A 20,563-nucleotide genomic window follows, 5' to 3' on the forward strand; every position below is an offset into this window, starting at 1 on the left:
GTAATGGAACCAGCGGGGTGTCATGCCGAGTTCGGACGACACTCCTTGGAAGGCAGCCGCTTGAAAAATTAAGCGGCCGGCTGTTCGGCCAGCTTCTTGGCGATCTGCTTCTTCAGCAGGCGGGCGCGCTGCGACAACTCCTTGGCGTCGGCCTTGGCCAGGAACGCATCAAGGCCGCCGCGATGCTCGACCGAACGCAGCGCGTTGGCGGAAATGCGCAGGCGCACATTCTGGTTCAGCGCTTCCGAGATCAGCGTCACATTGACGAGATTCGGCAGGAAGCGACGCTTGGTCTTATTGTTGGCGTGGCTCACATTGTTGCCGGACATGACTGCCTTGGCAGTGAGTTCGCAGGTGCGGGACATGGTTCTAAACCTTCAGTTCTCGGTCTGGCCAAACCTTTGAGCCCGCGCCGGGTGGCGCGCGGTTTCGGTCAGGCGGCCTTATGGAAAAGTTGGCGTTCCTTAGTTGCATTTCGCCGATGCGTCAAGCTCCGGCTTGCGCATGGTGTGACGGCGCCTTTCACATAAAGGCCGGAATTCAGCCTATAAGCGGTCGCACAGGGACATGCCAGGCCGGAGTTGCCATCTCCGGTCAAAAATCGAGGACCGATCCCGCCATGCTTCGTTCGTCTCATGCTCTCCTTGCCTCGCTTGCCGTGGCGCTGCCGACGGCAACGTCTGCCGCCACGCCGCAATCCTTCAAGGGCGAGTATACGGTGTCGATCCTCGGCCTCTCTGTGGCGAAGGCAACCTTTTCCAGCAGTTACCAAGGCGACACCTATTCGATCGATGGCAGCGTCTCCAGCGCCGGCCTCGCCACAATGTTCGACGACACGCGTGGCACGATCTCATCAAAGGGCAAGATTTTGGGCAAGCGATTGCAGCCGCAGGCGTTCCGCGCCGACTACAAGTCGGGCGAGAAGGCGTCGATGATCGATATCCAGTTCGCCAATGGCACTGTTACCGCGACAAAGGTCGTGCCGGCGCCGAAGAAGCGCAATCCGAAGAATTGGATACCGCTGGGCGCCGGCGATCTCGCGTCGGTGCTCGATCCGATGGCCGCCACCGTGATCCATGCCGATAGTCTCGACGAGGTCTGCGGGCGCACGGTGAAACTCTACGACGGCGAGATGCGCGCCAATCTGACGCTGACCTACGATTCGAAGGGCTCGACCTCGGTGCGCGGCTACAAGGGCGATACCGTCACTTGCAGGATGGGTTTTGAGCCGGTGGCGGGTTATCGCAAGAACCGCAAGGCATTGAATTACTTGAAGAAGCGCAGCCGCATCATGGTGACGTTTGCGCCGCTTGGCCAAACCGGCGTATATGCGCCGATCCACGCCACGGTCACGACGAAAATCGGCACTCTCACCGTCAGCGCGGAGCGGTTCGAAGCAACAGAATAGGCGCGATCGCGCGCCGCCGGAGACGGACATGGGGCGCGCAACACTGATCGGCTTCTCGGCGGTCGCCATGTGGGCGCTGCTGGCGCTGCTTACGGACGCTTCCGGCGCGGTGCCGCCGTTCCTGCTCTCGGCGATCACCTTCACGATCGGCACCGGCGTCGGGCTCGTCGCGCGGCTGTTCATGCCGGCCGCCGACAGGAGCGAGAAGATACCGCGCCGAGTGTGGATGATCGGCATTGCCGGCCTGTTCGGCTATCATTTCTTCTACTTCACCGCGCTGCGCAACGCGCCGGCGGTGGAGGCGAGCCTCATCGCCTATCTATGGCCGCTGCTGATTGTGCTCGGGTCGGCGCTGATGCCGGGCGAGCGGCTGGCCTGGAACCATGTCGTCGGCGCGCTGCTCGGCCTTGCCGGCACTTTCCTGATCGTCACCAAGGGCGGCGGGCTTGCCTTCGACGCACATTATGCCTTCGGCTATGCGATGGCCGGCATCTGCGCCGTGCTGTGGTCGTCCTATTCGCTGTTGTCGCGGCGCTTCCCGTCGGTGCCTACAAGCATCGTCACCTGGTTCTGTGCGGCTACGGCCGCGCTTTCGCTTATCTGCCATCTCATGCTGGAAGAGACGGTGCTGCCCGTCGGCGCCGGCCAGTGGCTGGCCGTGCTCGGCCTCGGGCTGATGCCGGTGGGCGCGGCCTTCTACGCCTGGGATATCGGCGTCAAGCGCGGCAACATCCAGGTGCTGGGCGCGGCGAGCTATGCCGCGCCGCTGCTGTCGACGCTGGTGCTGATATCGGCCGGTTTCGCCGAGCCGTCCTTGCGCATCCTCGCTGCCTGCGTGCTGATCACCGGCGGGGCAGCCCTTGCGGCGAAATCGCTGTTCTTACGCAAGCAGACAACGAGCGAGGCCGGGGCGTGATGCCGTTTCCCGGCGGCATCGACGCCAACGCCAATGCGACGCTGCTGTTTTCGCTGGTGGCGGCCGTGATCTACGCCTTCACCATCGACATGTCACCAACGCTGGCGCGCTCGGCGGCAAAGACGCTGGCCGTGGCGATGCTTGCCGTGCTGGCATCGCTGCAGGGCGGTCCCTGGCTGCTCGTCGCGGCGCTGGCGCTCAGCGCCACCGGCGATGCATTCCTGTCGCGCGACGCTGAAAAGGCTTTTCTCGGCGGGCTGGCCAGTTTTCTCGTTGCGCATGGGCTTTACATCGCGCTGTTCCTGCGTTCCGGCGGTGGGATCGGCCTGCTCTCGGCCGAGCCGTGGCGTGCGGCGATTGCCGTGGCAATGATCGTCTTCGCGCTCGCCATGCTTTTTGCGCTCTGGCGCCGCGTCGGTCCCGCCTTGCGCCTTCCCGTCAGCGTCTATATCGCGGCAATCCTTGCTATGGGGATTTCAGCACTCACCCTGAGCAATGTCTGGGTTATCGGCGGCGCCGTGCTGTTCATGGCGTCCGACGGGCTGCTCGCCTCGGAAAAGTTCCTGCTGTCCGCCATCTCGCCGCACCGCGCCTGGATGCGCTACGCGGTCTGGGCGCTATATTACGCCGCCCAACTGGGGATCACGATGGGTTTCCTGCTGGGTTAGGACTCCAGCCTGGTGCGGCCAGCTCGAAGGCCGCGAAATCGAAGCCCGGCGCCACGGTGCAGCCGACCAGCGTCCATTCGCCCAGGCTATGTGCCGACTGCCACCAGCCTGCCGGCACGACGATCTGCGGCCGCTCGCCCGCCGCCAGTGCCGTGCCGAGCACCTGCTCGACCACCGGGCCGTCTTCCTCATGCATCGACAGCGCCAGCGGGGCGCCGGCATAGAAGTGCCAGACCTCGGCCGCATCCTTGACGCGGTGCCAGGCCGACAGTTGCTCTTGCTCCAGCAGGAAATAAATCGCGGTCGAATGGCCGCGCGCACCCTCCACGCCATCGCGGAAGGTCTCGGCATACCAGCCGCCTTCCGGATGCGGTTTCAGGCCGAGCGTTGCGATGATTTCGGCGGAGGTGGTCACGGTTTCCAGACCATCAATGGCGCTCAGAAATTATCCTTGCGCTTGCGTATCTCGGCGAACACTTCGACGTCGGATGCTTTCTCCATGCCGAGATGCTTGCGGATTGCCGGATCATGCCAGCGCAGGAACGGATTGGTCGACAGTTCCTCGCCGATCGTGGTTGGCAGCGTCGGCTTGCCATCGGCGCGCAGCGCCTCGATTTTCGCGGCGCGTTCCTTCAGTGCCGAATTGGTCGGGTCGACGGTCAGCGCGAAGCGGGCGTTGGAAAGCGTGTATTCATGGCCGCAATAGACGACCGTCTCGGCCGGAAGTGCCGCGAGCTTCTTCAACGAATCGTACATCACCGGCGGCTTGCATTCGAACAGTCGGCCGCAGCCGAGCGCGAACAGCGTGTCGGCGGTGAACGCCACTTTCGATGCCGGCAGATGATAGGAGACATGGCCCGCCGTGTGGCCGGGCGTGGCGATCACGTCGATCCTCTCCTCGCCGAGGTGGATGACCGAGCCTTGCTCCACGGTTTCGTCGATGCCGGGGATCTTGGCCTTTTCCGCCTCCGGCCCGACGATGCGCAGCTTGAAACGTTCCTTCAGCGCCAGATTGGCTTCGACATGGTCGACATGGTGATGGGTGGTCAGGATCATCGTCGGCGTCCAGCCGGTACGCTCGATCGCAGCCAGGATCGGCGCCTCCTCCGGCGCGTCGATAATCGCGGTCTGGCCGCTTTTGGGGTCGTGCACCAGCACACCGAAATTGTCGCTGCGGCACATGAACTGTTCGATTTCGACCGGCATCGCATCTCTCCTTTATCGCCGCAGACATAGGGCGCTTGCCCGCGGATGTCATCCGCCTTTGTTGAACTTGGACTGCATCGAAGATACCGTCCCGCGCATGCATTCCGATATCGTCGATCTCCGCTCTTTCTATTCGACCACGCTCGGGCAATTGGCCGAACGCTCGATCACCATGGCGTTGTCTTCGATATGGGCTGTAGTGCCCAATGAGCGGCTGGTTGGCCTTGGCTACACCTTGCCGTGGCTGGAGCGATTCGGCACCGATGCGGAGCGTGTCTTTGCCTTCATGCCGGCGACGCAAGGCGCGGTGGTCTGGCCGGCCACGGGGCCGACCGCGACTGCGCTGGTCTTCGATGAGGAATTGCCGCTGGTCGATGCTTCCATCGACCGCATGCTGCTCGTCCATTCACTCGAACATGCCGAGAACCCGCGCGAGACGCTGAACGAAATCTGGCGGGTGCTGTCGCCCGCCGGCCGCGTCGTCATCGTCGTGCCAAACCGGCGCGGTGTCTGGGCCCGTTTCGAGCATACGCCGTTCGGCAGCGGCCGGCCTTTCTCGCGCGGCCAGCTCACCGAATTGCTGCGCGAAGCAAACTTCACGCCCGCCGCCTGGTCCGATGCGCTGTTTTTCCCACCATCGCGGCGACGCTTCATGATGCAGCTCCACAACGTGCTGGAACGCGCCGGCCGCAGGCTCTGGCCGATCTTTTCCGGCGTCATCGTGGTCGAGGCGCAGAAGCGGCTCTATCAGGGCGTGCCAGTCGTCCAGCGCGCCTCTCGCCGCGTCTTCGTGCCGGTTTTCTCCCCGCACGGCGCCACAAGGCTCGGCCGGTTAGCGCGGGCCGGGACCATAACATTGCCAGTCCGTCGATGACATTTTCGTGATCGGAATCGCGCTTTTTCTCACCTATCTGTCGAGGACGGGCTCGCTACCCGATAGAGTCGACTTGTTCGCCGGTTTCAGCACCGCTTTTCGAATTCAAGGACTTCATCAATGGCTGATCATCCGGATGTCGAGGCCAGGGCCAAGCCGGTTGCCGCGTCGATCGAGGCCAGCAGCCTGCGCGACCAACTGGCGACAATCAAGCTGGCGCTGGGTACCTCGCCGATCCGCAAGCAACTGCACTGGTCCTGCATCGGCATAGTCGCCGTCATTGTGGCAACCTCGATCGGGCAGGTCCTGCTCAATCGTTGGAACGAGCCCTTCTACGACGCGCTGGCGCGGCGCGACATGCAGGGTTTCCTACACCAGCTTATGATCTTTGCCGCCATCGCCGGCGGGCTTGTGGTGCTCAATGTCGGCCAGACCTGGCTCGACCAGATGATCCGGCTGAAGCTGCGTGAGGCGTTGACCCTCGACCTGATCGGCGAATGGATGCGGCCGGCGCGCGCCTTCCGGCTCGCCAACGCCGGTGCCATCGGCGTCAACCCCGACCAGCGCCTGCAGCAGGATGCCGGGCATCTCTCCGATCTTTCTACCGGTCTCGGCATCGGGCTATTGCAGTCGTTCATTCTGCTTGTTTCCTTCGTCGGCGTCTTATGGTCGCTGTCTTCGGGCTTCGTTTTCCATATTGGCGGCTATTCGCTGGCCATTCCGGGCTACATGGTGTGGGCCGCGATCCTCTATGCCGGCACCGCCTCCTGGCTGAGCTGGCTGGTCGGACGGCCGCTCATCCGCTTCAACAGCGACCGCTATACGCGTGAAGCGGAGCTGCGCTCCTCGGTGGTCCGCGTCAACGAGAATGTCGATGCCATAGCGCTAGCGCACGGCGAGGCCGACGCGAGACGACGGCTGGAGTTCGACCTCGGCACGGTGCTGGGCGCGATGCGGCGCATCTACAGCGCCCAGATCAATCTTTCCTGGGTGACCGATACCTATGGCTGGATCACCGTCGTCGCGCCGATCCTCGTCGCCTCGCCGGTCTATTTCGCCGGCGATATCAGCTTCGGCGGGCTGATGATGGCTGTCGGCGCCTTCAACCAGGTGCATTCCTCGTTGCGCTGGTTCATCAACAATATCGGCGGTATCGCCGATTGGCGCGCCACGCTGATGCGCGTCGCCGATTTCCGCATCGCGCTTGTTGAAACGGATGTGCTGCACGACACCGAAGAACGCATCACGATCGGCGAAAACCCGAATGGCAGGCTGACATTCGAGAACCTTGAGATTGCATCGCGGGATGGATGCACGAAGCTGGCCGAGGCCCATGTCGAAATCCGCGCCGGCGAGCGCGTCATGATCACTGGCGATCCGCGCGCCGGCAAGACGCTGTTCTTTCGCGCCATTGCCGGTCTGTGGCCGTGGGGAAACGGACGGATCGGCATGCCGGCCGGAGAGGTGCCCGCCTTCGTTCCCCGCAAGCCCTATTTTCCGCTCGGCACACTGCGCGAGGTGCTCGACCACGCTAATGCCGCTGTCAGCGATGCCGAGATCTCGGCGGTGCTCGCCGACGTCGGCCTCGAGCGTCTGTCCTCCTCGCTCGACCGCTCCGCGCGCTGGGAGCGTGAATTGAGCGATGACGAGCAGCGCCTGCTTGCCTTTGCCCGGCTGGTCCTGCGGCAGCCGAAATGGGTGATCATCGACGAGGCTTTGGACACGTTCGACGGCGCGACGCTGAGGCGGGTGCTGTCGATGCTGGAGGCCCGTCTTGCCGACGCCGCGATCCTCAATATCGGCCGTGGCCAACATAACAGTGAATTCTTTCCGCGCTCTTTGGCGATCGTGAGAGATGTCGGCCGACCAGCCCTCAAGCCAGTCCGTGTCAGGGCCGGCGCGATCGAGCCTCCCCCGGCCGTCGCCGCAGCCTACCAAGAGACATAGCCGGCCATCCCAGCCAAGCTTTATTTCGCCGTGATCGCAGCGAAAGATTGCCGGTATCGCTCGGAGGTCTGCGGCGTTGAACCCATGCTTGACGCGCTTAAAGCGCGTCCCGTTGAAGAGATTCATGCGACACGCTTTAAGTCTTTGTTTCTATGCATGTCGTTACCCCAGAACCGCTGCGCACTTTTGGGCGACATGCATTAGCCTGCTTGCCTGCCTTGCCTGGGCTCAGGCCGCACCACTGGCCGCGCCTGCCGATACCATTGCCGTGGACGTCGAACTGGTGCTGGCGGTCGACATTTCGCACTCGATGGACGAAAGGGAATTCGCCCTGCAGCGCGCCGGCTATGTCGAGGCGCTGCGCCATCCCGACTTCATCAAGGCGGTACGCTCGGGTGTGAAGGGCCGCATCGCGCTCGCCTATTTCGAATGGGCAGGCACCGTCCGCGACGATGCGCTCATTGCCTGGCAGGTCATCGACAACGCCGAGAGCGCCAGCGCTTTTGCCGACAAGATCGAGGCCCGCCCGTTCAGGAGCTTTCGCGGCACCTCGATTTCTGGTGCGCTCGCCTTCGGCGCGAAGCTTCTCGGTGGAACCGCTTTCGACGCGACACGCAGGGTGATCGACATTTCAGGCGATGGCCCCAACAACATCGGCATGCCCGTCACCACGACACGCGACGCCGCGGTGGCAAACGGCATCGTCATCAACGGCCTGCCGATCCTGATCAGCCCATCGCCCAGCTTCAGCCATCTCGACCAATACTATGCCGAGTGCGTTACCGGCGGGCCTGGCTCTTTCGTGCTGCCGGTCTACGCCGCTTCCGAATTCGTGACCGCCATACGCCGCAAGCTGGTCCTAGAGGTAAGCGGTGTTGCCGACCCTTGGGCTGATCCCAAGGCCGGTCCCGGAACGATCCGGATCGGCGCGGCAGCACCAGTCGACTGTTTGCAAGGCGAGCGCGGCCGGCGGTTTTTCTCCGATCCGTATTTTCCGGAACTTAACCGATGAGCTTCTGGTTGGCTCTGGAGCAATTCCAGGAAAAGTGCGGAGCGGTTTTCCGTCCGGAATTGCGTAAAAACAAATACTTAGATCGGTTCGGCGTTTCCGTGAAACGAGGAAGCGCTCTAGGCTGGCCGTGCGCCATATTTGGTGCGGAACTCATCGTAGAGATCACGACGCCAGCGCCGGCCGCCGACATAGCCGCGCAACAGTTGCGGCAGCGAGTAGCCGAGCGCTTTCGACGACCGGTTGGCCAGATAACCGGCAAATGCCTGCGAAATCCTGCCCTTAATCGTATCGGCGATGATCTGCCGTGCGATCATGTAAGGCGGAATGTCGGGATAACGGTCGATGATGTAGGGGTGTTTGCAGATCAGGTTTGCGTAGGCTTCGACATAGCCGTCGCGTTGTCGCGAAATCGAATTCTCCGAATTGTACTTTTTCCAGTCGACCTCTTCGGACAGTTGCGCGCCACTGCGCCCGGCGAAGCGCAACAGCAACTCGCGATCCTGCATCCGTGCTATGTCGCTGTCATAGCCGCCGATCGCCAGCAAGGCCTCTCGCCGGGCGGTAATCGCCGATCCGGCTATGAAGATCGTCTGCGCGACCAACGCCCTTTCCAGCGTGTTCCGTGTCAGGAACGCGCCGCGGTTGATGCATTTGCTGCTGCGGTCGCCCTTCAGGGACACGAACGAACTGATGAGCACTTCAAGCGTCGGATTCTCCTCGAACCACGCCAGTGTCCGCTCCAGCCGGTTCGGCAAGTAGACGTCGTCGGAATCCAGGAATGTCACCACAGGCGCCCGCGCCCGTTCAATGCCGGCATTGCGGGCGGCGTTGGCGCCTCGCCATTTCGCGCCGACATAAATAAGGCGAGGGTCGCGGATGGCAGCCAGCGCCGCTTCCGTGCCATCGGTCGAGCCGTCGTCGACGACAATGTGCTCGAAGCGGGTAAGATTCTGCGCAAGCACGCTCTCCACGGCGCGCAAGACCGTGCTACGCCGATTGTGGGTCGGCGTGATCACCGTGATGAGTGGAGCAGGGTCCATCTCGGGCATGTCGCCTCAGCTACGCCCCGCGTTCCACAGCCATCGAATGGATTGGATGTTCGTTTCCATGCCCGCCCCCAGGATTGCGTTCGATTCGACGCTACAAAAAAGAAGCGATCATGTCATCACAAGTTATTGCGGCGGAACTCGTCGGGCATTGGCGAATTCTTGATGCCACGCTAAAGCCGTTTGGTGGCCGCTTCCTAATCCATTCAAAGAAACGACCGAAACCACGAACGCAGCAGCGCCTAACTATGTCCGACATAATCAGGCACGACTTCGATTTCATCGCCAACGAGACCCGCAGCGAAACTGAGTTGGCCCCAAAACGCCAAGCTGTAGAATGCCAGACCGACAATCAGGGAAAATGGAATTTGCCAAAGCGGCATGCCTGTCTGGCGGGCATGGCCAGTTACGCGTCGCATTGTGCGCCACGACATGGTGAACCATCGGCTGAACGATTTCACAATCCGCTGCGTGCGGCTGGGCGACTTCAGCTCCACAAACTTCCGGTCGGCATCGCGGCCTGTTACCAACGCGCGCCAGAAAAAGAACCGCCAACCACGTGGCGAGTAATGATAGACGCGTGCGTTGACGTTCAGAATTTTGTGGCCTTCACGTCGAAGCTCATGCGTCAGCAGAGTGCAAGAAACCTTGAATCCATTGTGTTTCGCAAAGGGATGGCTGACAATCCAGTCGCGCCGAAAGGCACTGTTATTGGCGTTGATCGCTCGCTTGTTAGCAAATCGTGCATCTGCCTCAGGCATAGGGAAAAACCAAAGCAGCGCGAACGTCCTGGAAAAGAAATCATCGTACGAAAGATATGTATATCCGTTCACGCAAATAATTTCAGGATCTTGAAACGGGTCAAGCAGAGTTGGGAGCCAGCCCGATTCTGCCACGGTATCCGAGTCGACGAAGATGACGATATCTCCATTGGTTGACAGGATGCCGTTGTTCTTGAGGTCGTAATATCGACCGCCTGGGCAAGCGGTGAAGATCAGGTCGGCAACCCGTTCCAACTGCGGCGCTTCAATTGTGATACTGCTACGCAGCGAGGCGGCGTCCTCATCTCGCCCGCCGTGGGAGATGACAACCTGCGGTCTTGCAAGACCAGCTGAGGAAACCACGGCGATTTCTCGAGCCAAGGCAGTCAACCCAACGCCGATCTCGTCCCAGTCGATCGACTTGGCGTTATCCATTTCCACAACGAGGGAATAAGTTGGCTGTTCTTCAACCATCTTTACACCGCAAAATTTATCAGAGGTCACTTTGTTCGACGCGGCTCGCGACGATACCGGTTCAGGTTAGTTATACATAGCAACGCCTGCTGATCAAGAAACACTGCAATCCTTGGAGCGAGCTACCGTTTCAGCAGGAACACCGCTTGCTGGCCGAAGAAATTCCAGAACCAGCACGGCATCGACAGACCGATTTTCTGGCCATTGGCGTCGAGCGCGGTTACCTTTTCCACCGTCGCGCCGAGCTCGTCGCAGAGGTTGACGAAGTCGCTTCGTCGCCTGCAGCAATTCGAGCAGTAGGCCATCACCGGAGCCGACGTCCAGCACCCGTGCCTGCGCCGGGATGAGGTCGGCGACGACTTCGAGGTCGACGCGCTGGGCGTGATTGACACTCATGATCGTGCCTTTGGCTAGCGCATGATGCCGGTCCGAAAAGTCTGCAACTTTTCGGAGTCACGCGCGAATGCCTGGCGCATGATGCCGGTCCGGAAAGCCTACAATCTTCAGGGGTCATGCGCTGAGTTGGTCCTGTATGCATTCTTATAACTTCAGAGGTAATCGACCACCGTAGGGCGCATAGGCAATTGTCGTTCGTGAAGCCGCCTATTGTTGGCTTCGATCAGCAAGGATCTCAGCCATGACCGCTTACGCCGTTGCCCATATGCACCAAGTCACGTTAGGGCCGCAGATTGTCGAATATTTGCAGAAAATCGATGCAACGCTGGAGCCGTTTAGCGGGCGCTATATTGTGCATGGCAGCGAGGTGGAAGTGGTTGAAAACACCTGGCCGGGGCACCTCGTAATCATCGAATTTCCGGACATGCAGCATGCGCGCGGATGGTACCAGTCGCCCGCCTATCAGGAGATATTGCCCCTGCGCACCGAGAATTCCCAGTCCGATGTGGTCCTGGTCGACGGCGTCCAGCACCCGCACAAGGCCACCGACGTGCTCGGATAGGATGAAATGCGGCCGTCATCGTCTCAACAAGAACACCGCTTGCTGGCCGAAGAAATTCCAGAACCACCACGGCATCGACAGACCGATTTTCTGGCCATTGGCGTCGAGCGCGGTTGCCTTTTCCACCGTTGCGCCGAGCTCATCGCAGAGATTGACGAAGTCGCGGATGGTGCAGAAATGGATGTTGGGCGTGTCGTACCAGGAGTATGGCAGGTCCTTGGTCACCGGCATCCGCCCGTCGAGGAACAGCGAAAGGCGCACCCGCCAGTGGCCGAAATTGGGGAAGGAGACGATGGCGTGCTTGCCGATCCTGAGCAACTCGTCGAGCACCAGCTTCGGGTTGCGGGTCGCCTGCAAGGTCTGCGACAGGACGACGAAGTCAAAACCCTTGTCGGGATAGAATTTGAGGTCCTTGTCGGCGTCGCCCTGGATGACGGATAGGCCGCGCGCCACGCATTCGTTGACACCACGTTGCGACAGTTCCATCCCGCGGCCGTCGACCTGCTTCGTCGCCTGCAGCAATTCGAGCAGCAGACCATCGCCGGAGCCGACGTCGAGCACCCGCGCCTGCGCCGGGATGAGATCGGCGACGACTTCGAGGTCGACGCGCTGGGCGTGGTTGACACTCATGATCGTGCCTTTTGCCTGGCGCATGATCCTGATCCGAAAAGTCTGCAACTTTTCGGCGTCATGCGCGAATGCCTGGCGCATGATCCCGGTCCGGAAGGCCTGCAAACGTCAGAGGTCATGCGCCGAGCCCCCTGGCGCGGGCCGCCGAGGCGATGAAGCCGTTGATTGCGGCAAACAGCTCCGGCTCGTCGAGCAGGAAGGCGTCATGGCCGCGATCGGTCTCGATCTCGACAAAGGACACCGAGGCGCCGGCCGCGTTCAGCGCGTGAACCACCGAGCGGCTCTCCTCGGTCGGGAACAGCCAGTCGCTGGTGAAGGAGACCAGGCAGAAACGGGTCTTGGTGCCGGCAAAGGCGTCGGCCAGCCGTCCGCCATGGTCGGCGGCGAGGTCGAAATAGTCCATCGCCCGGGTCATGTAGAGATAGGAGTTGGCGTCGAAGCGGTCGACGAAGGTCATGCCTTGATGGCGCAGATAGCTCTCGATCTGGAAGTCGGCGTCGAAACCGAAGGTGAGCGCTTCACGATCCTGCAGGTTGCGGCCAAACTTCCGGTGCAGGGCCGCTTCCGACAGATAGGTGATGTGAGCGGCCATGCGCGCCACAGCCAGCCCCTTTTCCGGGCGCTTGCCCTGCTCGAAATATTTGCCGCCATGCCAGTCCGGATCGGCCATCACCGCTTGCCGGCCGACCTCATGGAAAGCGATGTTCTGCGAGGAATGGCGCGCGCCGGTGGCGATCGGCAGTGCCGAGAAAACGCGCTCCGGGTAGCTCGACGCCCATTGCAGCACCTGCATGCCGCCCATCGAGCCGCCAAGCACCGAGAACAGTTTTTCGATGCCGAAATGGTCGACCAGCATCAACTGCGCCCGCACCATGTCGCGGATGGTGATGATCGGCAGGTCGAGCCCGTAGGGTTTGCCGGTGGCGGGATTGGTCGAGGCGGGGCCGGTGGAGCCGAGGCAGCCGCCGATGACGTTTGAGCAGATGACGAAGAAGCGGCTGGTGTCGATGATCTTGCCGGGGCCGATCAGCACCTCCCACCAGCCCGGCTTGCCGGTCACCGGATTGGTGCTGGCGACATGCTGGTCGCCGGTCAGCGCATGGCAGACGAGGATGGCGTTGGAGCGGGCGTCGTTGAGCGTGCCGTAGGTCTTGTAGGCAATCTGGAACGGTGACAGCAGCGTGCCGGCGTCGAGCTTGAGCGGCTTGTCGGCACCGAAACGCAACACGGGGCTCGACGGCTCGTCGGCCTCGTTGTTGGTTCTTTTAGTGCGTAGCGCGACCATCGCATCCTCTTACATCAACCCATCGCGCTTTTCCGAAAATCGATACCGATTTTCGGGTCGATGCGATTGTCCGGCCGGCTACGGACAACAAAAAACCGGCATCGCCTTCGCAAAGCCGGTTACAGGATGCAAACGGCCCTTTAGCGAGTTGTTTAACGTGGCTGCAAGCCGACCGGCCAAATCACCACGGGATTTCGCCTTTCTTCTAGGACCGGCGCGGCCCGGCGTCAACGGCCAGTCGCTCACCCATGCCAGTCGTTCACCCATGATAGCCGCCTCTCGACATTCCAGGCCACGGCTTGTATTTCCGCTGCGGCTTCCCCAGGCGGAAGCGTTCTCGACGGATTTTTGCAATATGAACCAGGCATCGGATCAGGCACGTCCAACGCCCCGCGCGGGGATCATTGACATCGAAGCCTATGTGCCGGGCAAAAGCACGGCGCCGGCCGGCGTTGCCAAGGTCCATAAATTGTCGTCGAACGAGAACCCGCTCGGCCCCTCGCCGAAGGCGATAGAAGCCGCGCGTGACGTCGCGGCCAAACTCGACATATATCCCGATGGCACCGCCAGGCGCCTGCGGGAGGCGATCGCCGAGGTGCATGGCCTCAACCCTGCGAACATCGTCTGTTCCAACGGTTCCGATGAGATTCTGGGCCTGCTTGCGCAGACCTACCTCGCGCCCGGCGATGAAGCTGTCATCACCGAACACGCCTTCATGGTCTACAAGATCTACATCCAGTCGGCAGGTGCTGTCCCGGTGTCGGTCCAGGAAACCAATGAGCGCGCCGACGTCGATGCGATCCTCGCTGCGGTGACGCCGCGCACCAGGATCATCTTCCTCGCCAATCCCAACAACCCGACCGGCACCTATTTGCCGTTCCAGGAGGTGCGCCGCCTGCATGCCGGCCTGCCTCGAAACGTGCTTCTGGTGCTGGATGGCGCCTATGCCGAATATGTCCGCCGCAACGACTATGAAGCCGGCGTCGAACTGGTGGCTGGCGCGGAAAACGTGGTCATGACCCGCACCTTCTCAAAGCTCGGCCTCGGCGGCGCGCGGATTGGCTGGATGTACGCGCCGATGCATATCATCGACGCGATCAACCGCGTGCGGGGTCCCTTCAACGTCAACGCGACGGCGATCGAGGCCGGCATTGCAGCGATCCGCGATCGTGCCCATGTCGAGCGCAGCGTGGCGCATAACGAGACCTGGCTGTCATGGGTGAGCGAGGAATTGACCAAGCTCGGGCTACGGGTGACGCCGAGCGTCGGCAATTTCGTCCTCATCCATTTTCCCGAGGACAAAAAACATTCGGCGGCAGCTGCGGACGATTACCTCTCCGCGCGCGGCTACATTTTGCGGCGCGTCTCCGGCTACGGCTTCCCGAATGCACTGCGCATGAGCATCGGCACCGAAGAGGCCAATCGCGGCGTTGTCGCCGCACTCACGACATTTCTGAAAAGCTGAAACCCCCGAAAAGCTGAAACAATGACATCACCGATGTTCGAAAAGATCGCGCTGGTCGGCATCGGCCTGATCGGCTCGTCGCTGGCCCGCGTCATCCACCGCGAAGGTCTGGCCCGCCACGTCGCCATCTCGACACGCAGCGAAACGACGCTGGCGCGGGCAAGCGAACTCGGCCTCGGCTCCTCCTACACGATGGACGCGAAAGAGGCGGTCCGCGATGCCGACCTGGTTATCGTTTCGGTGCCGGTCGGCTCTTCGGGCGAGGTCGCCGAGGAAATCGCACCGGCGCTAAAGCAGGGCGCCATCCTCACCGATGTCGGCTCGACCAAGGCATCGGTCATTGCGCAGATGCAACCGCATGTGCCTGATGGCGTGCATTTCATCCCCGGCCATCCGTTGGCCGGCACTGAAAAATCGGGCCCGGACGCCGGCTTTGCCGAACTGTTCGAAAACCGCTGGTGCATCTTCACGCCGTTGCCCGGCACGGATCCCGAGGCGCTGGAAAGACTCTCGGAATTCTGGCGCCGCTGCGGCTCCAACATCGACACGATGGATCCCCAGCATCACGACATGACACTGGCCATCGTCTCGCATCTGCCGCACATCATCGCCTACAACATCGTCGGCACTGCCGACGACCTGGAGTCGGTGACGAAATCCGAGGTCATCAAATATTCAGCCTCCGGCTTTCGCGACTTCACGCGCCTTGCCGCTTCCGACCCGACCATGTGGCGGGATGTCTGCCTGCACAACAAGGATGCCATCCTCGAAATGCTGGCGCGGTTCTCGGAAGATCTGGCCTCGCTGCAGCGGGCGATCCGCTGGGGTGACGGCGAAAAGCTGTTCGACCTGTTCACCCGCACCCGCGCCGTCCGTCGCTCGATCATCGAGGCCGGCCAGGACATCGACGTACCGGACTTTGGCCGGCAGGCGGTCGAGCATCCAGCCAAACAGTAGCCTGTCTCGACCGCCAGGCCGTTAGTCCGCCGGCCAGTGAGCCGCCATCATGGCCAGCGTCTCGGCCCTGTCCGGCGCGCCCAGCCTGCCGCCGAAGCGCAGGCATTTGAGCGCGGCGGCGGCGCTGGCAAAGCGTAATGTCCGTTCGATCGGCATCGCCTCCGCCAGCCCGACGGCAAAGGCGCCGTGAAATACGTCGCCGGCGGCAAGCGTATCCACTGCCTTGATCCTTGGCGCCGCGACATGGCGCACGGAACCCGCCGAGCGGTCGAACCACCAGCTTCCCGCAGCGCCGCCCGTCACCGCGACAAATGCATCGATGCGTCTGGCCAGCGCTTCACAGGCCCTTTGCGGGCCTTGCTCCTCGCCGCAGAGGATGAACGCTGCCGGCTCCGACGCGACGACGTGCGAGGCCAGCGGAAACAGACGTTCCAGCACGTCCCGTGGCGCGGTGTCGGCGTCCAGTATGGCCGGACGGCCGATTGCGCGCGCCGCCGCCAGCGCCACAGCTGCTGCGCCCGGCCAGCGCACGTCGACCAGGACGGCGTCGAATGCGGTGAGATCTGGGTGGGGAGCGCCTCGGGGTCGGCCTGGGCGAGCTTGTCATAGAAAGGAACGATGATGCGCTCGCCATGCGTGTCGACCAAGATGGCCGACAGTGCCGACCGCGCGCCGCTGACGCGCCGGACAAAGCTGCAATCGACGCCCTCGGCCTCGATCCCGGCGACCAGCTGATCGCCGACGGAGTCGTCCCCCGCGCTCGCCCACAGCGATACGTCCGCGCCGAGGCGGCGCGCGGCGCAGGCCGCGCTCGAAGCCATGCCCGAGGCGATCTGGACGCCGTCGGACGCGATGAACTTGCCCTGACGTGTCGGAAGCGTGTCGACGCGAAGGATCGTATCGAGCGTCAGCGCGCCAACACTCAGGAGCTTCACCGGGCTGTTCATTTATCTTCCTGTTTGACCGTGATCTTTTCCGAACTGGAGGATTCGCAATCATGGGTCTAATCGACCGGTTTGATCCTGCCCAGCGGGATAAAACCGAGCGAGGCCTTGCCCTTGACGATCTTGAGGGGCATCGACGGTTCGTTGCCAAGCAGCGCCAGCCCGGCAAAGCCGGTTTTGATCTGGCTCTTCTGCTCGGGAATGGCCTTGCCGAGGATGGCCGCCACGGCCTTCGGGTCACTGAGCTTGATCATCAGGTCGGCGTCGATCAGCCCATCGGCATCGACCGAAACTGGTCCGGAGACGGTGACGCGCGCGGTCCCCGACGATAGATCGAGCTTGCCGATATCGACCGCCTGGCCGCGCAAGCTCCTTGGCTGCGTCTTGATCAGCGCCACGCCGTTCTTCAGCGTCACGTCGCCGCTGCCGTCGAGCGGCGGCAACACGCGGCCATCGATCGCCCCTGGATCGATTTCGAGATCGGTAAAACTCCCGGCATAGTCGATGTCCTGACCGTTCGGACGCAATTGTCCGGCCGCCGTCCCGGCGCTGAACAGCTCGACCGGATCTGTGCCATCCGCCGGATCGGTCTGGCCGGACAGGCCCTCTGCCTCCAGTGAAACGCCCCGGGGCAGCGGCCAGGACAATTTCAGGTTCGCTCGCAGATTATCCCAGTCGATCCACAGCGGCGTCATCCCCGGGGCTGAGGTCCTGAGCGGTCCGCGCAAGTCGGCGCCAGGCGACAGGATTTGGGTGATGTGCGTAACCGCGTTGAGACTGCCGAGCGAGGCTGCGACGTTCCTGGTGTCGTCCTGATAAGCCAGACTGTCGCAGGAAATGGCGAAGCTCGAGGGATAGCCGCTAACCGTGAGATTGGCGCAGTCCGCCTCGATGCCATTGCCGTTGAGCTCGGTGACTGCTTTGGCGGCTTCGCTCTTGACCTTGTCTGCCAGGTAGAACCAGCCGGCGCTGTAGAGGCCGAACAGCACGACGATGAAAGCGCCAAGCCAGAAGAGGCGGCGGCGAAAATTCGGCGGGCGCTCGTCACTTGACGTCATGCTGCGGCTCTCGTTAACGCGTGTTGCAGAGGGGACTGTCGTTTCCGGCAACATCGGGTAGACGGAGACGGATTTTAAAAACACCGATTCCAGTGCGGTGCTGCAACCAGGCTTGGCGATATGGGCGATTTTTGGGTTTTTGGCTACGGCTCGCTGATCTGGCGGCCGGGATTTGCGCATGTCGAGACGCGGCGCGCCCGCCTTCACGGCTATCGCCGGTCGCTGTGCGTCTACTCCTTCGTGCATCGCGGCACACGCGAACGGCCCGGCCTGGTGCTCGGCCTCGACCGTGGCGGCTCCTGCATCGGGCTGGCTTTCCGCGTCCCCGGCGATCTGCGCAACGAGGTCATCAGCTATCTGCGCGAGCGCGAGCTGGTCACCAATGTCTATCTCGAGCGCACACTTAGCATTCGGCTCGACGGTGGCGGTATGAACGGGGGCGATACGAACGGCGGCGAGACGGTCTCGGCGGTCGCCTATGTCGTCGACCGTGCCCACGAGCAATATGCCGGCGCGCTCGATGCGGCTGATGCGGCGACCGTCGTTTCCGGCGCCGTCGGACAGTCGGGAAAGAACGAGGATTATGTGCTCAGCACGCTGGAGCACCTCGAGGCGCTGGGGATCCGCGACCACTGGCTGGAAGAGGTGGCGAAACGGATCGGGTCGTGATCGCTTTCGCTGTTGACCATGATCTTTTCCGAAAACCGGTTCCCACTTTTTCGCTGACCTTCGGTTCGGGTGATGGTCCGGGCTACATCCTGAAAATCTGTTTTCCGAGATCGGTGCGGTCCAGGCTGTTTGTCACGGCGAGCTTGAACTCCGACAGCGGATGGATGCCGCCGACAGGGACATGGAAATCGGGTTGGCCGAAGGTATCGACAATCTCGTGCAATACTGGCCGGTCGGCTTCGACAGGCGGCGAAAAGAAGTAGCGGTAGATATTTGCCCTGATCTCGACGCCGCTCAGCAGCACGTCGAAATTGTGCAGTTCGAAACGCTCGGCGCTCATGCCGCCATTGATGACCATCTGCCCGCCCATCGCGAGGGCGCGGATCAATTCGCCACTGACGGGTCCGCCGACATTATCGATGATCCCGTTCAGCCCGGCGCCATCGGTCATTTCCATGACTGCTTCCCTGATACCGACCTTCAAACCAGACAGATCGAGGATGGCCGTAGCACCAAGCCGCTTCAGGTCCAGCCTGTCGTGAGAGCGTCGCACGAGCGCGATCACCTTGATGCCGCGCCGTTGGGCAAACTGCATCACCATCGTCGAAACCGATGAATAGCCGGCCGTGACGGCCAGCCACTGTCCAGGCTGCACGCGGGAGTCCGCCAAGAGGTCCCAGGCGGTGATGGGATTCACCATCTGCCCGGCGCGTTCGAGCGGATAGTCGGCGGGCAGCGGGATCAGCCATTCGGCCGGAACGGCCGCATATTCGGCCCAGCTGTCGTAGTAGCTGAACGCGACAAGCGTGCCCGGTTTCAAAGCGACGTTCGCGCCAACGGCCTCGACAACGCCGGCGCCATGGTTTCCGGCCACCTGCCGGGGGAAATGCGGCTTCTTCGGTTCGGGGTAGAGGTTCTGGATGAACAGGAAGTCGCCAGGGTTGACCGAGGCGGAGACCATCCTGACCAGCACCTCGCCGTCGCCAATTCGCGGCATGGGCACGTCGCCGAGATAGAGCACGTCCCGCGGCGAGCCGATTGCGTCGAATACAATTGCTTTCATGTTGGTCTCCAGTAACGGGCGATCTGGGGCAAGCAGCCTGGACGTCACCAGATTGCAGCACCGGTGTTTGCATCGGTGTCGCGGAACCTAAGGTGGCTGGCAAAAATCGGAATTGGCAGATTTGACAATCTATATGCTAAACTTGCCATAGCTGTTCAAAGGAGGCATCTTGGACAACCGCCCCCTCCATGCCGTGATCTGGCTGCCGTCGACCTTCTATTCGGCCGTCGCCGCGACACTTGTCGAAATGTTCGAGCTGGTGAACACCATTCGCGGCGCGCCGGCGATTTCCTTCGAATTCGTGGCGCGGCAGGCTGACGCCACGACGACGCCTGGGATCTCCTTTCACACCAGACGCAAACCCTCGCAGCGCATGGACCTGCTGATCCTGCTGGCCATGCCCGGCATGCAAATCCCGGAGCTTGTTGCCGCGCTGGAGGAAGAGAGCCGCCACGCCGCACCGCTTATCGCAAGCGCGCAGCGCGACGGCGCCATCATCGCCGCGCATTGCGGGGCCGGTTACTTCCTGGCAGACGCCGGTCTTCTCGACCGAAAGCGCGCGACGATCTCCTGGTGGCTGAAGACGGATGCCCAGCGCCGCTTTCCAAAAGTGCGGTGGGACGCTTCACGTGTGCTGATCGGGGACGGACGGATCTACACTTGCGGCGGCGGCTTTTCAGGCCTGGAGCTCGGCAAGGCGATTCTGCGCGATCTTGGCTTCGCCAGGGAGGAGCGCCTGGTTCGCAAATTGCTGGTGCTGCCACCGTCGCGGCAGATCCAGACACCTTACGAGTTCCCGCTCGCCGATCTGCCGCCTACGCAAGAGGCGTTCCGCGACCGGCTCGAAGCCTTGTCCAGAAAACAGCTCGGAGCGCTCGACCTTGCGTTCCTTGGTGCGCAACTCGGTCTGTCGCCGCGAACGCTGGCGCGCCGGTTTTTCGATGAATTGCACACCACTCCCGGCCGATGGATTCAGGACCGGCGCCTTGAGGCCGCGAAAACACTTCTTGAAAGCACCAAGCTCGGCATTGCCGAAATATGTTACCAGGTCGGATACCGGGATACGGCGTCATTCAGCCGGCTTTTCAACCGCGTGGTCGGGTTGCCGCCTGGTGAATACCGGCGCCAAAGCCAGTAGACATCGGCTGGAACGTCGAGCGCGGCGGTCGCGCCTTTGTGAAGGCTGGCTGGTCGGAAAAGTTGGCCAGGCCTTTGACGTTGC

21 protein-coding genes, 2 pseudogenes and 1 riboswitch are annotated in these 20,563 nt (G+C 62.2%); of the genes and pseudogenes, 11 read left to right on the forward strand and 12 right to left on the reverse strand.

What is annotated here, in order from left to right:
• Positions 1–68: 68 nt before the first annotated feature.
• Positions 69–365 carry a 50S ribosomal protein L28 gene (rpmB, locus tag EJ075_RS13875; protein WP_006328411.1) on the reverse strand — a complete coding sequence of 99 codons (297 nt, stop codon included), beginning with the start codon at positions 363–365 and terminating at the stop codon, positions 69–71.
• Between the two features lie 254 nt (positions 366–619).
• On the opposite strand from rpmB, the gene EJ075_RS13880 reads away from it, so the two are divergent.
• Genes EJ075_RS13880 through EJ075_RS13890 form a run of 3 tightly spaced genes read left to right on the forward strand, consistent with a single transcriptional unit; the run spans position 620 to position 2,992 of the window.
• Complete coding sequence (locus EJ075_RS13880; RefSeq protein ID WP_126104720.1) at positions 620–1,408, forward strand: DUF3108 domain-containing protein; 789 nt, start codon at positions 620–622, stop codon at positions 1,406–1,408.
• A gap of 28 nt (positions 1,409–1,436) precedes the next feature.
• Positions 1,437–2,324 (forward strand): EamA family transporter, encoded by an 888-nt coding sequence (locus EJ075_RS13885; RefSeq protein ID WP_126104721.1) that lies wholly within the window; start codon positions 1,437–1,439, stop codon positions 2,322–2,324.
• On the forward strand, positions 2,324–2,992 hold the full coding sequence (locus EJ075_RS13890; protein WP_126107332.1) for a lysoplasmalogenase family protein: 669 nt from the start codon (positions 2,324–2,326) through the stop codon (positions 2,990–2,992). Before EJ075_RS13885 ends, EJ075_RS13890 begins: the two co-directional genes overlap by 1 nt.
• On the opposite strand, the gene EJ075_RS13895 is transcribed toward EJ075_RS13890, so the two are convergent.
• The gene (locus tag EJ075_RS13895) at positions 2,967–3,407 is read right to left on the reverse strand and encodes a cupin domain-containing protein (RefSeq protein ID WP_126104722.1); all 441 of its coding nucleotides are present in this window, start codon (positions 3,405–3,407) and stop codon (positions 2,967–2,969) included. The two genes, EJ075_RS13890 and EJ075_RS13895, sit on opposite strands and share 26 nt — an antisense overlap.
• Positions 3,408–3,430: 23 nt before the next feature.
• Positions 3,431–4,198, reverse strand: a complete 768-nt coding sequence (gene gloB, locus EJ075_RS13900) for a hydroxyacylglutathione hydrolase (protein ID WP_095485941.1) — start codon at positions 4,196–4,198, stop codon at positions 3,431–3,433.
• 97 nt (positions 4,199–4,295) lie between these two features.
• On the opposite strand from gloB, the gene EJ075_RS13905 reads away from it, so the two are divergent.
• The 3 genes from EJ075_RS13905 (at position 4,296) to EJ075_RS13915 (ending at position 8,031) form a co-directional block, all read left to right on the forward strand.
• Positions 4,296–5,072 carry a methyltransferase domain-containing protein gene (locus EJ075_RS13905; protein ID WP_126104723.1) on the forward strand — a complete coding sequence of 259 codons (777 nt, stop codon included), beginning with the start codon at positions 4,296–4,298 and terminating at the stop codon, positions 5,070–5,072.
• 120 nt (positions 5,073–5,192) lie between these two features.
• Positions 5,193–7,019 (forward strand): ABC transporter ATP-binding protein/permease, encoded by a 1,827-nt coding sequence (locus EJ075_RS13910; RefSeq protein ID WP_126104724.1) that lies wholly within the window; start codon positions 5,193–5,195, stop codon positions 7,017–7,019.
• A gap of 199 nt (positions 7,020–7,218) precedes the next feature.
• The gene (locus tag EJ075_RS13915; protein ID WP_280953369.1) at positions 7,219–8,031 is read left to right on the forward strand and encodes a DUF1194 domain-containing protein; all 813 of its coding nucleotides are present in this window, start codon (positions 7,219–7,221) and stop codon (positions 8,029–8,031) included.
• 116 nt (positions 8,032–8,147) lie between these two features.
• Here EJ075_RS13915 and EJ075_RS13920 read toward each other — a convergent pair whose 3' ends face one another.
• The 4 genes and pseudogenes from EJ075_RS13920 to EJ075_RS34120 form a co-directional block, all read right to left on the reverse strand.
• Positions 8,148–9,080, reverse strand: coding sequence for a glycosyltransferase family 2 protein (locus EJ075_RS13920; protein WP_095485944.1), 933 nt, complete (start codon positions 9,078–9,080; stop codon positions 8,148–8,150).
• Positions 9,081–9,319: 239 nt separating this feature from the next.
• Entirely contained in the window at positions 9,320–10,312 is a 993-nt protein-coding gene (locus EJ075_RS13925) for a glycosyltransferase (protein ID WP_126104725.1), read from the reverse strand.
• Positions 10,313–10,434: 122 nt separating this feature from the next.
• A complete protein-coding gene (locus tag EJ075_RS13930; protein ID WP_245329896.1) occupies positions 10,435–10,617 on the reverse strand; it encodes a methionine biosynthesis protein MetW in 183 nt (60 codons plus the stop codon).
• A gap of 11 nt (positions 10,618–10,628) precedes the next feature.
• Positions 10,629–10,708, reverse strand: a pseudogene (locus EJ075_RS34120) (methionine biosynthesis protein MetW); the annotation flags it as partial.
• A gap of 241 nt (positions 10,709–10,949) precedes the next feature.
• Here EJ075_RS34120 and EJ075_RS13935 point away from each other — a divergent pair.
• Positions 10,950–11,270, forward strand: coding sequence for a DUF1330 domain-containing protein (locus EJ075_RS13935; protein ID WP_095485946.1), 321 nt, complete (start codon positions 10,950–10,952; stop codon positions 11,268–11,270).
• Between the two features lie 15 nt (positions 11,271–11,285).
• Here EJ075_RS13935 and metW read toward each other — a convergent pair whose 3' ends face one another.
• Positions 11,286–11,900, reverse strand: a complete 615-nt coding sequence (gene metW / locus EJ075_RS13940) for a methionine biosynthesis protein MetW (protein WP_126107333.1) — start codon at positions 11,898–11,900, stop codon at positions 11,286–11,288.
• Positions 11,901–12,015: 115 nt separating this feature from the next.
• The gene (locus tag EJ075_RS13945) at positions 12,016–13,185 is read right to left on the reverse strand and encodes a homoserine O-acetyltransferase (protein WP_126104726.1); all 1,170 of its coding nucleotides are present in this window, start codon (positions 13,183–13,185) and stop codon (positions 12,016–12,018) included.
• A gap of 120 nt (positions 13,186–13,305) precedes the next feature.
• A riboswitch (SAM riboswitch) is annotated at positions 13,306–13,383 on the reverse strand.
• Between the two features lie 157 nt (positions 13,384–13,540).
• On the opposite strand from EJ075_RS13945, the gene hisC reads away from it, so the two are divergent.
• Both hisC and EJ075_RS13955 read left to right on the forward strand, forming a co-directional pair.
• Positions 13,541–14,650 carry a histidinol-phosphate transaminase gene (hisC, locus tag EJ075_RS13950; protein WP_126104727.1) on the forward strand — a complete coding sequence of 370 codons (1,110 nt, stop codon included), beginning with the start codon at positions 13,541–13,543 and terminating at the stop codon, positions 14,648–14,650.
• A gap of 21 nt (positions 14,651–14,671) precedes the next feature.
• Positions 14,672–15,607, forward strand: a complete 936-nt coding sequence (locus EJ075_RS13955; protein WP_185928137.1) for a prephenate/arogenate dehydrogenase family protein — start codon at positions 14,672–14,674, stop codon at positions 15,605–15,607.
• 21 nt (positions 15,608–15,628) lie between these two features.
• Here EJ075_RS13955 and EJ075_RS13960 read toward each other — a convergent pair.
• Together EJ075_RS13960 and EJ075_RS13965 are read right to left on the reverse strand one after the other, a co-directional pair.
• Positions 15,629–16,554, reverse strand: a pseudogene (locus tag EJ075_RS13960) (sugar kinase).
• A gap of 56 nt (positions 16,555–16,610) precedes the next feature.
• Positions 16,611–17,609 carry a DUF2125 domain-containing protein gene (locus tag EJ075_RS13965; protein ID WP_126104729.1) on the reverse strand — a complete coding sequence of 333 codons (999 nt, stop codon included), beginning with the start codon at positions 17,607–17,609 and terminating at the stop codon, positions 16,611–16,613.
• A gap of 120 nt (positions 17,610–17,729) precedes the next feature.
• On the opposite strand from EJ075_RS13965, the gene EJ075_RS13970 reads away from it, so the two are divergent.
• Entirely contained in the window at positions 17,730–18,278 is a 549-nt protein-coding gene (locus EJ075_RS13970) for a gamma-glutamylcyclotransferase (protein WP_126104730.1), read from the forward strand.
• Positions 18,279–18,360: 82 nt separating this feature from the next.
• Here EJ075_RS13970 and EJ075_RS13975 read toward each other — a convergent pair whose 3' ends face one another.
• Positions 18,361–19,341, reverse strand: a complete 981-nt coding sequence (locus tag EJ075_RS13975; protein WP_126104731.1) for a zinc-binding dehydrogenase — start codon at positions 19,339–19,341, stop codon at positions 18,361–18,363.
• A 169-nt stretch (positions 19,342–19,510) separates the two neighbouring features.
• Here EJ075_RS13975 and EJ075_RS13980 point away from each other — a divergent pair, with 169 nt between their 5' ends.
• A complete protein-coding gene (locus EJ075_RS13980) occupies positions 19,511–20,479 on the forward strand; it encodes a helix-turn-helix domain-containing protein (protein ID WP_126104732.1) in 969 nt (322 codons plus the stop codon).
• Positions 20,480–20,563: the final 84 nt, after the last annotated feature.

The organism is Mesorhizobium sp. M6A.T.Cr.TU.016.01.1.1 (assembly GCF_003952585.1).
In the GTDB taxonomy this organism is placed as follows: Bacteria; Pseudomonadota; Alphaproteobacteria; order Rhizobiales; family Rhizobiaceae; genus Mesorhizobium; species Mesorhizobium mediterraneum.

Coding starts and splice junctions, on each gene's coding strand:
- rpmB (WP_006328411.1), bottom strand. CDS start 365: ATGTCCCGCACCTGCGAACTCACTGCCAAGGCAGTCATGTCCGGCAAC.
- EJ075_RS13880 (WP_126104720.1), top strand. CDS start 620: ATGCTTCGTTCGTCTCATGCTCTCCTTGCCTCGCTTGCCGTGGCGCTG.
- EJ075_RS13885 (WP_126104721.1), top strand. CDS start 1,437: ATGGGGCGCGCAACACTGATCGGCTTCTCGGCGGTCGCCATGTGGGCG.
- EJ075_RS13890 (WP_126107332.1), top strand. CDS start 2,324: ATGCCGTTTCCCGGCGGCATCGACGCCAACGCCAATGCGACGCTGCTG.
- gloB (WP_095485941.1), bottom strand. CDS start 4,198: ATGCCGGTCGAAATCGAACAGTTCATGTGCCGCAGCGACAATTTCGGT.
- EJ075_RS13905 (WP_126104723.1), top strand. CDS start 4,296: ATGCATTCCGATATCGTCGATCTCCGCTCTTTCTATTCGACCACGCTC.
- EJ075_RS13910 (WP_126104724.1), top strand. CDS start 5,193: ATGGCTGATCATCCGGATGTCGAGGCCAGGGCCAAGCCGGTTGCCGCG.
- EJ075_RS13920 (WP_095485944.1), bottom strand. CDS start 9,080: ATGCCCGAGATGGACCCTGCTCCACTCATCACGGTGATCACGCCGACC.
- EJ075_RS13925 (WP_126104725.1), bottom strand. CDS start 10,312: ATGGTTGAAGAACAGCCAACTTATTCCCTCGTTGTGGAAATGGATAAC.
- EJ075_RS13930 (WP_245329896.1), bottom strand. CDS start 10,617: ATGGCCTACTGCTCGAATTGCTGCAGGCGACGAAGCGACTTCGTCAAC.
- EJ075_RS13935 (WP_095485946.1), top strand. CDS start 10,950: ATGACCGCTTACGCCGTTGCCCATATGCACCAAGTCACGTTAGGGCCG.
- metW (WP_126107333.1), bottom strand. CDS start 11,900: ATGAGTGTCAACCACGCCCAGCGCGTCGACCTCGAAGTCGTCGCCGAT.
- EJ075_RS13945 (WP_126104726.1), bottom strand. CDS start 13,185: ATGGTCGCGCTACGCACTAAAAGAACCAACAACGAGGCCGACGAGCCG.
- hisC (WP_126104727.1), top strand. CDS start 13,541: ATGAACCAGGCATCGGATCAGGCACGTCCAACGCCCCGCGCGGGGATC.
- EJ075_RS13955 (WP_185928137.1), top strand. CDS start 14,672: ATGACATCACCGATGTTCGAAAAGATCGCGCTGGTCGGCATCGGCCTG.
- EJ075_RS13965 (WP_126104729.1), bottom strand. CDS start 17,609: ATGACGTCAAGTGACGAGCGCCCGCCGAATTTTCGCCGCCGCCTCTTC.
- EJ075_RS13970 (WP_126104730.1), top strand. CDS start 17,730: ATGGGCGATTTTTGGGTTTTTGGCTACGGCTCGCTGATCTGGCGGCCG.
- EJ075_RS13975 (WP_126104731.1), bottom strand. CDS start 19,341: ATGAAAGCAATTGTATTCGACGCAATCGGCTCGCCGCGGGACGTGCTC.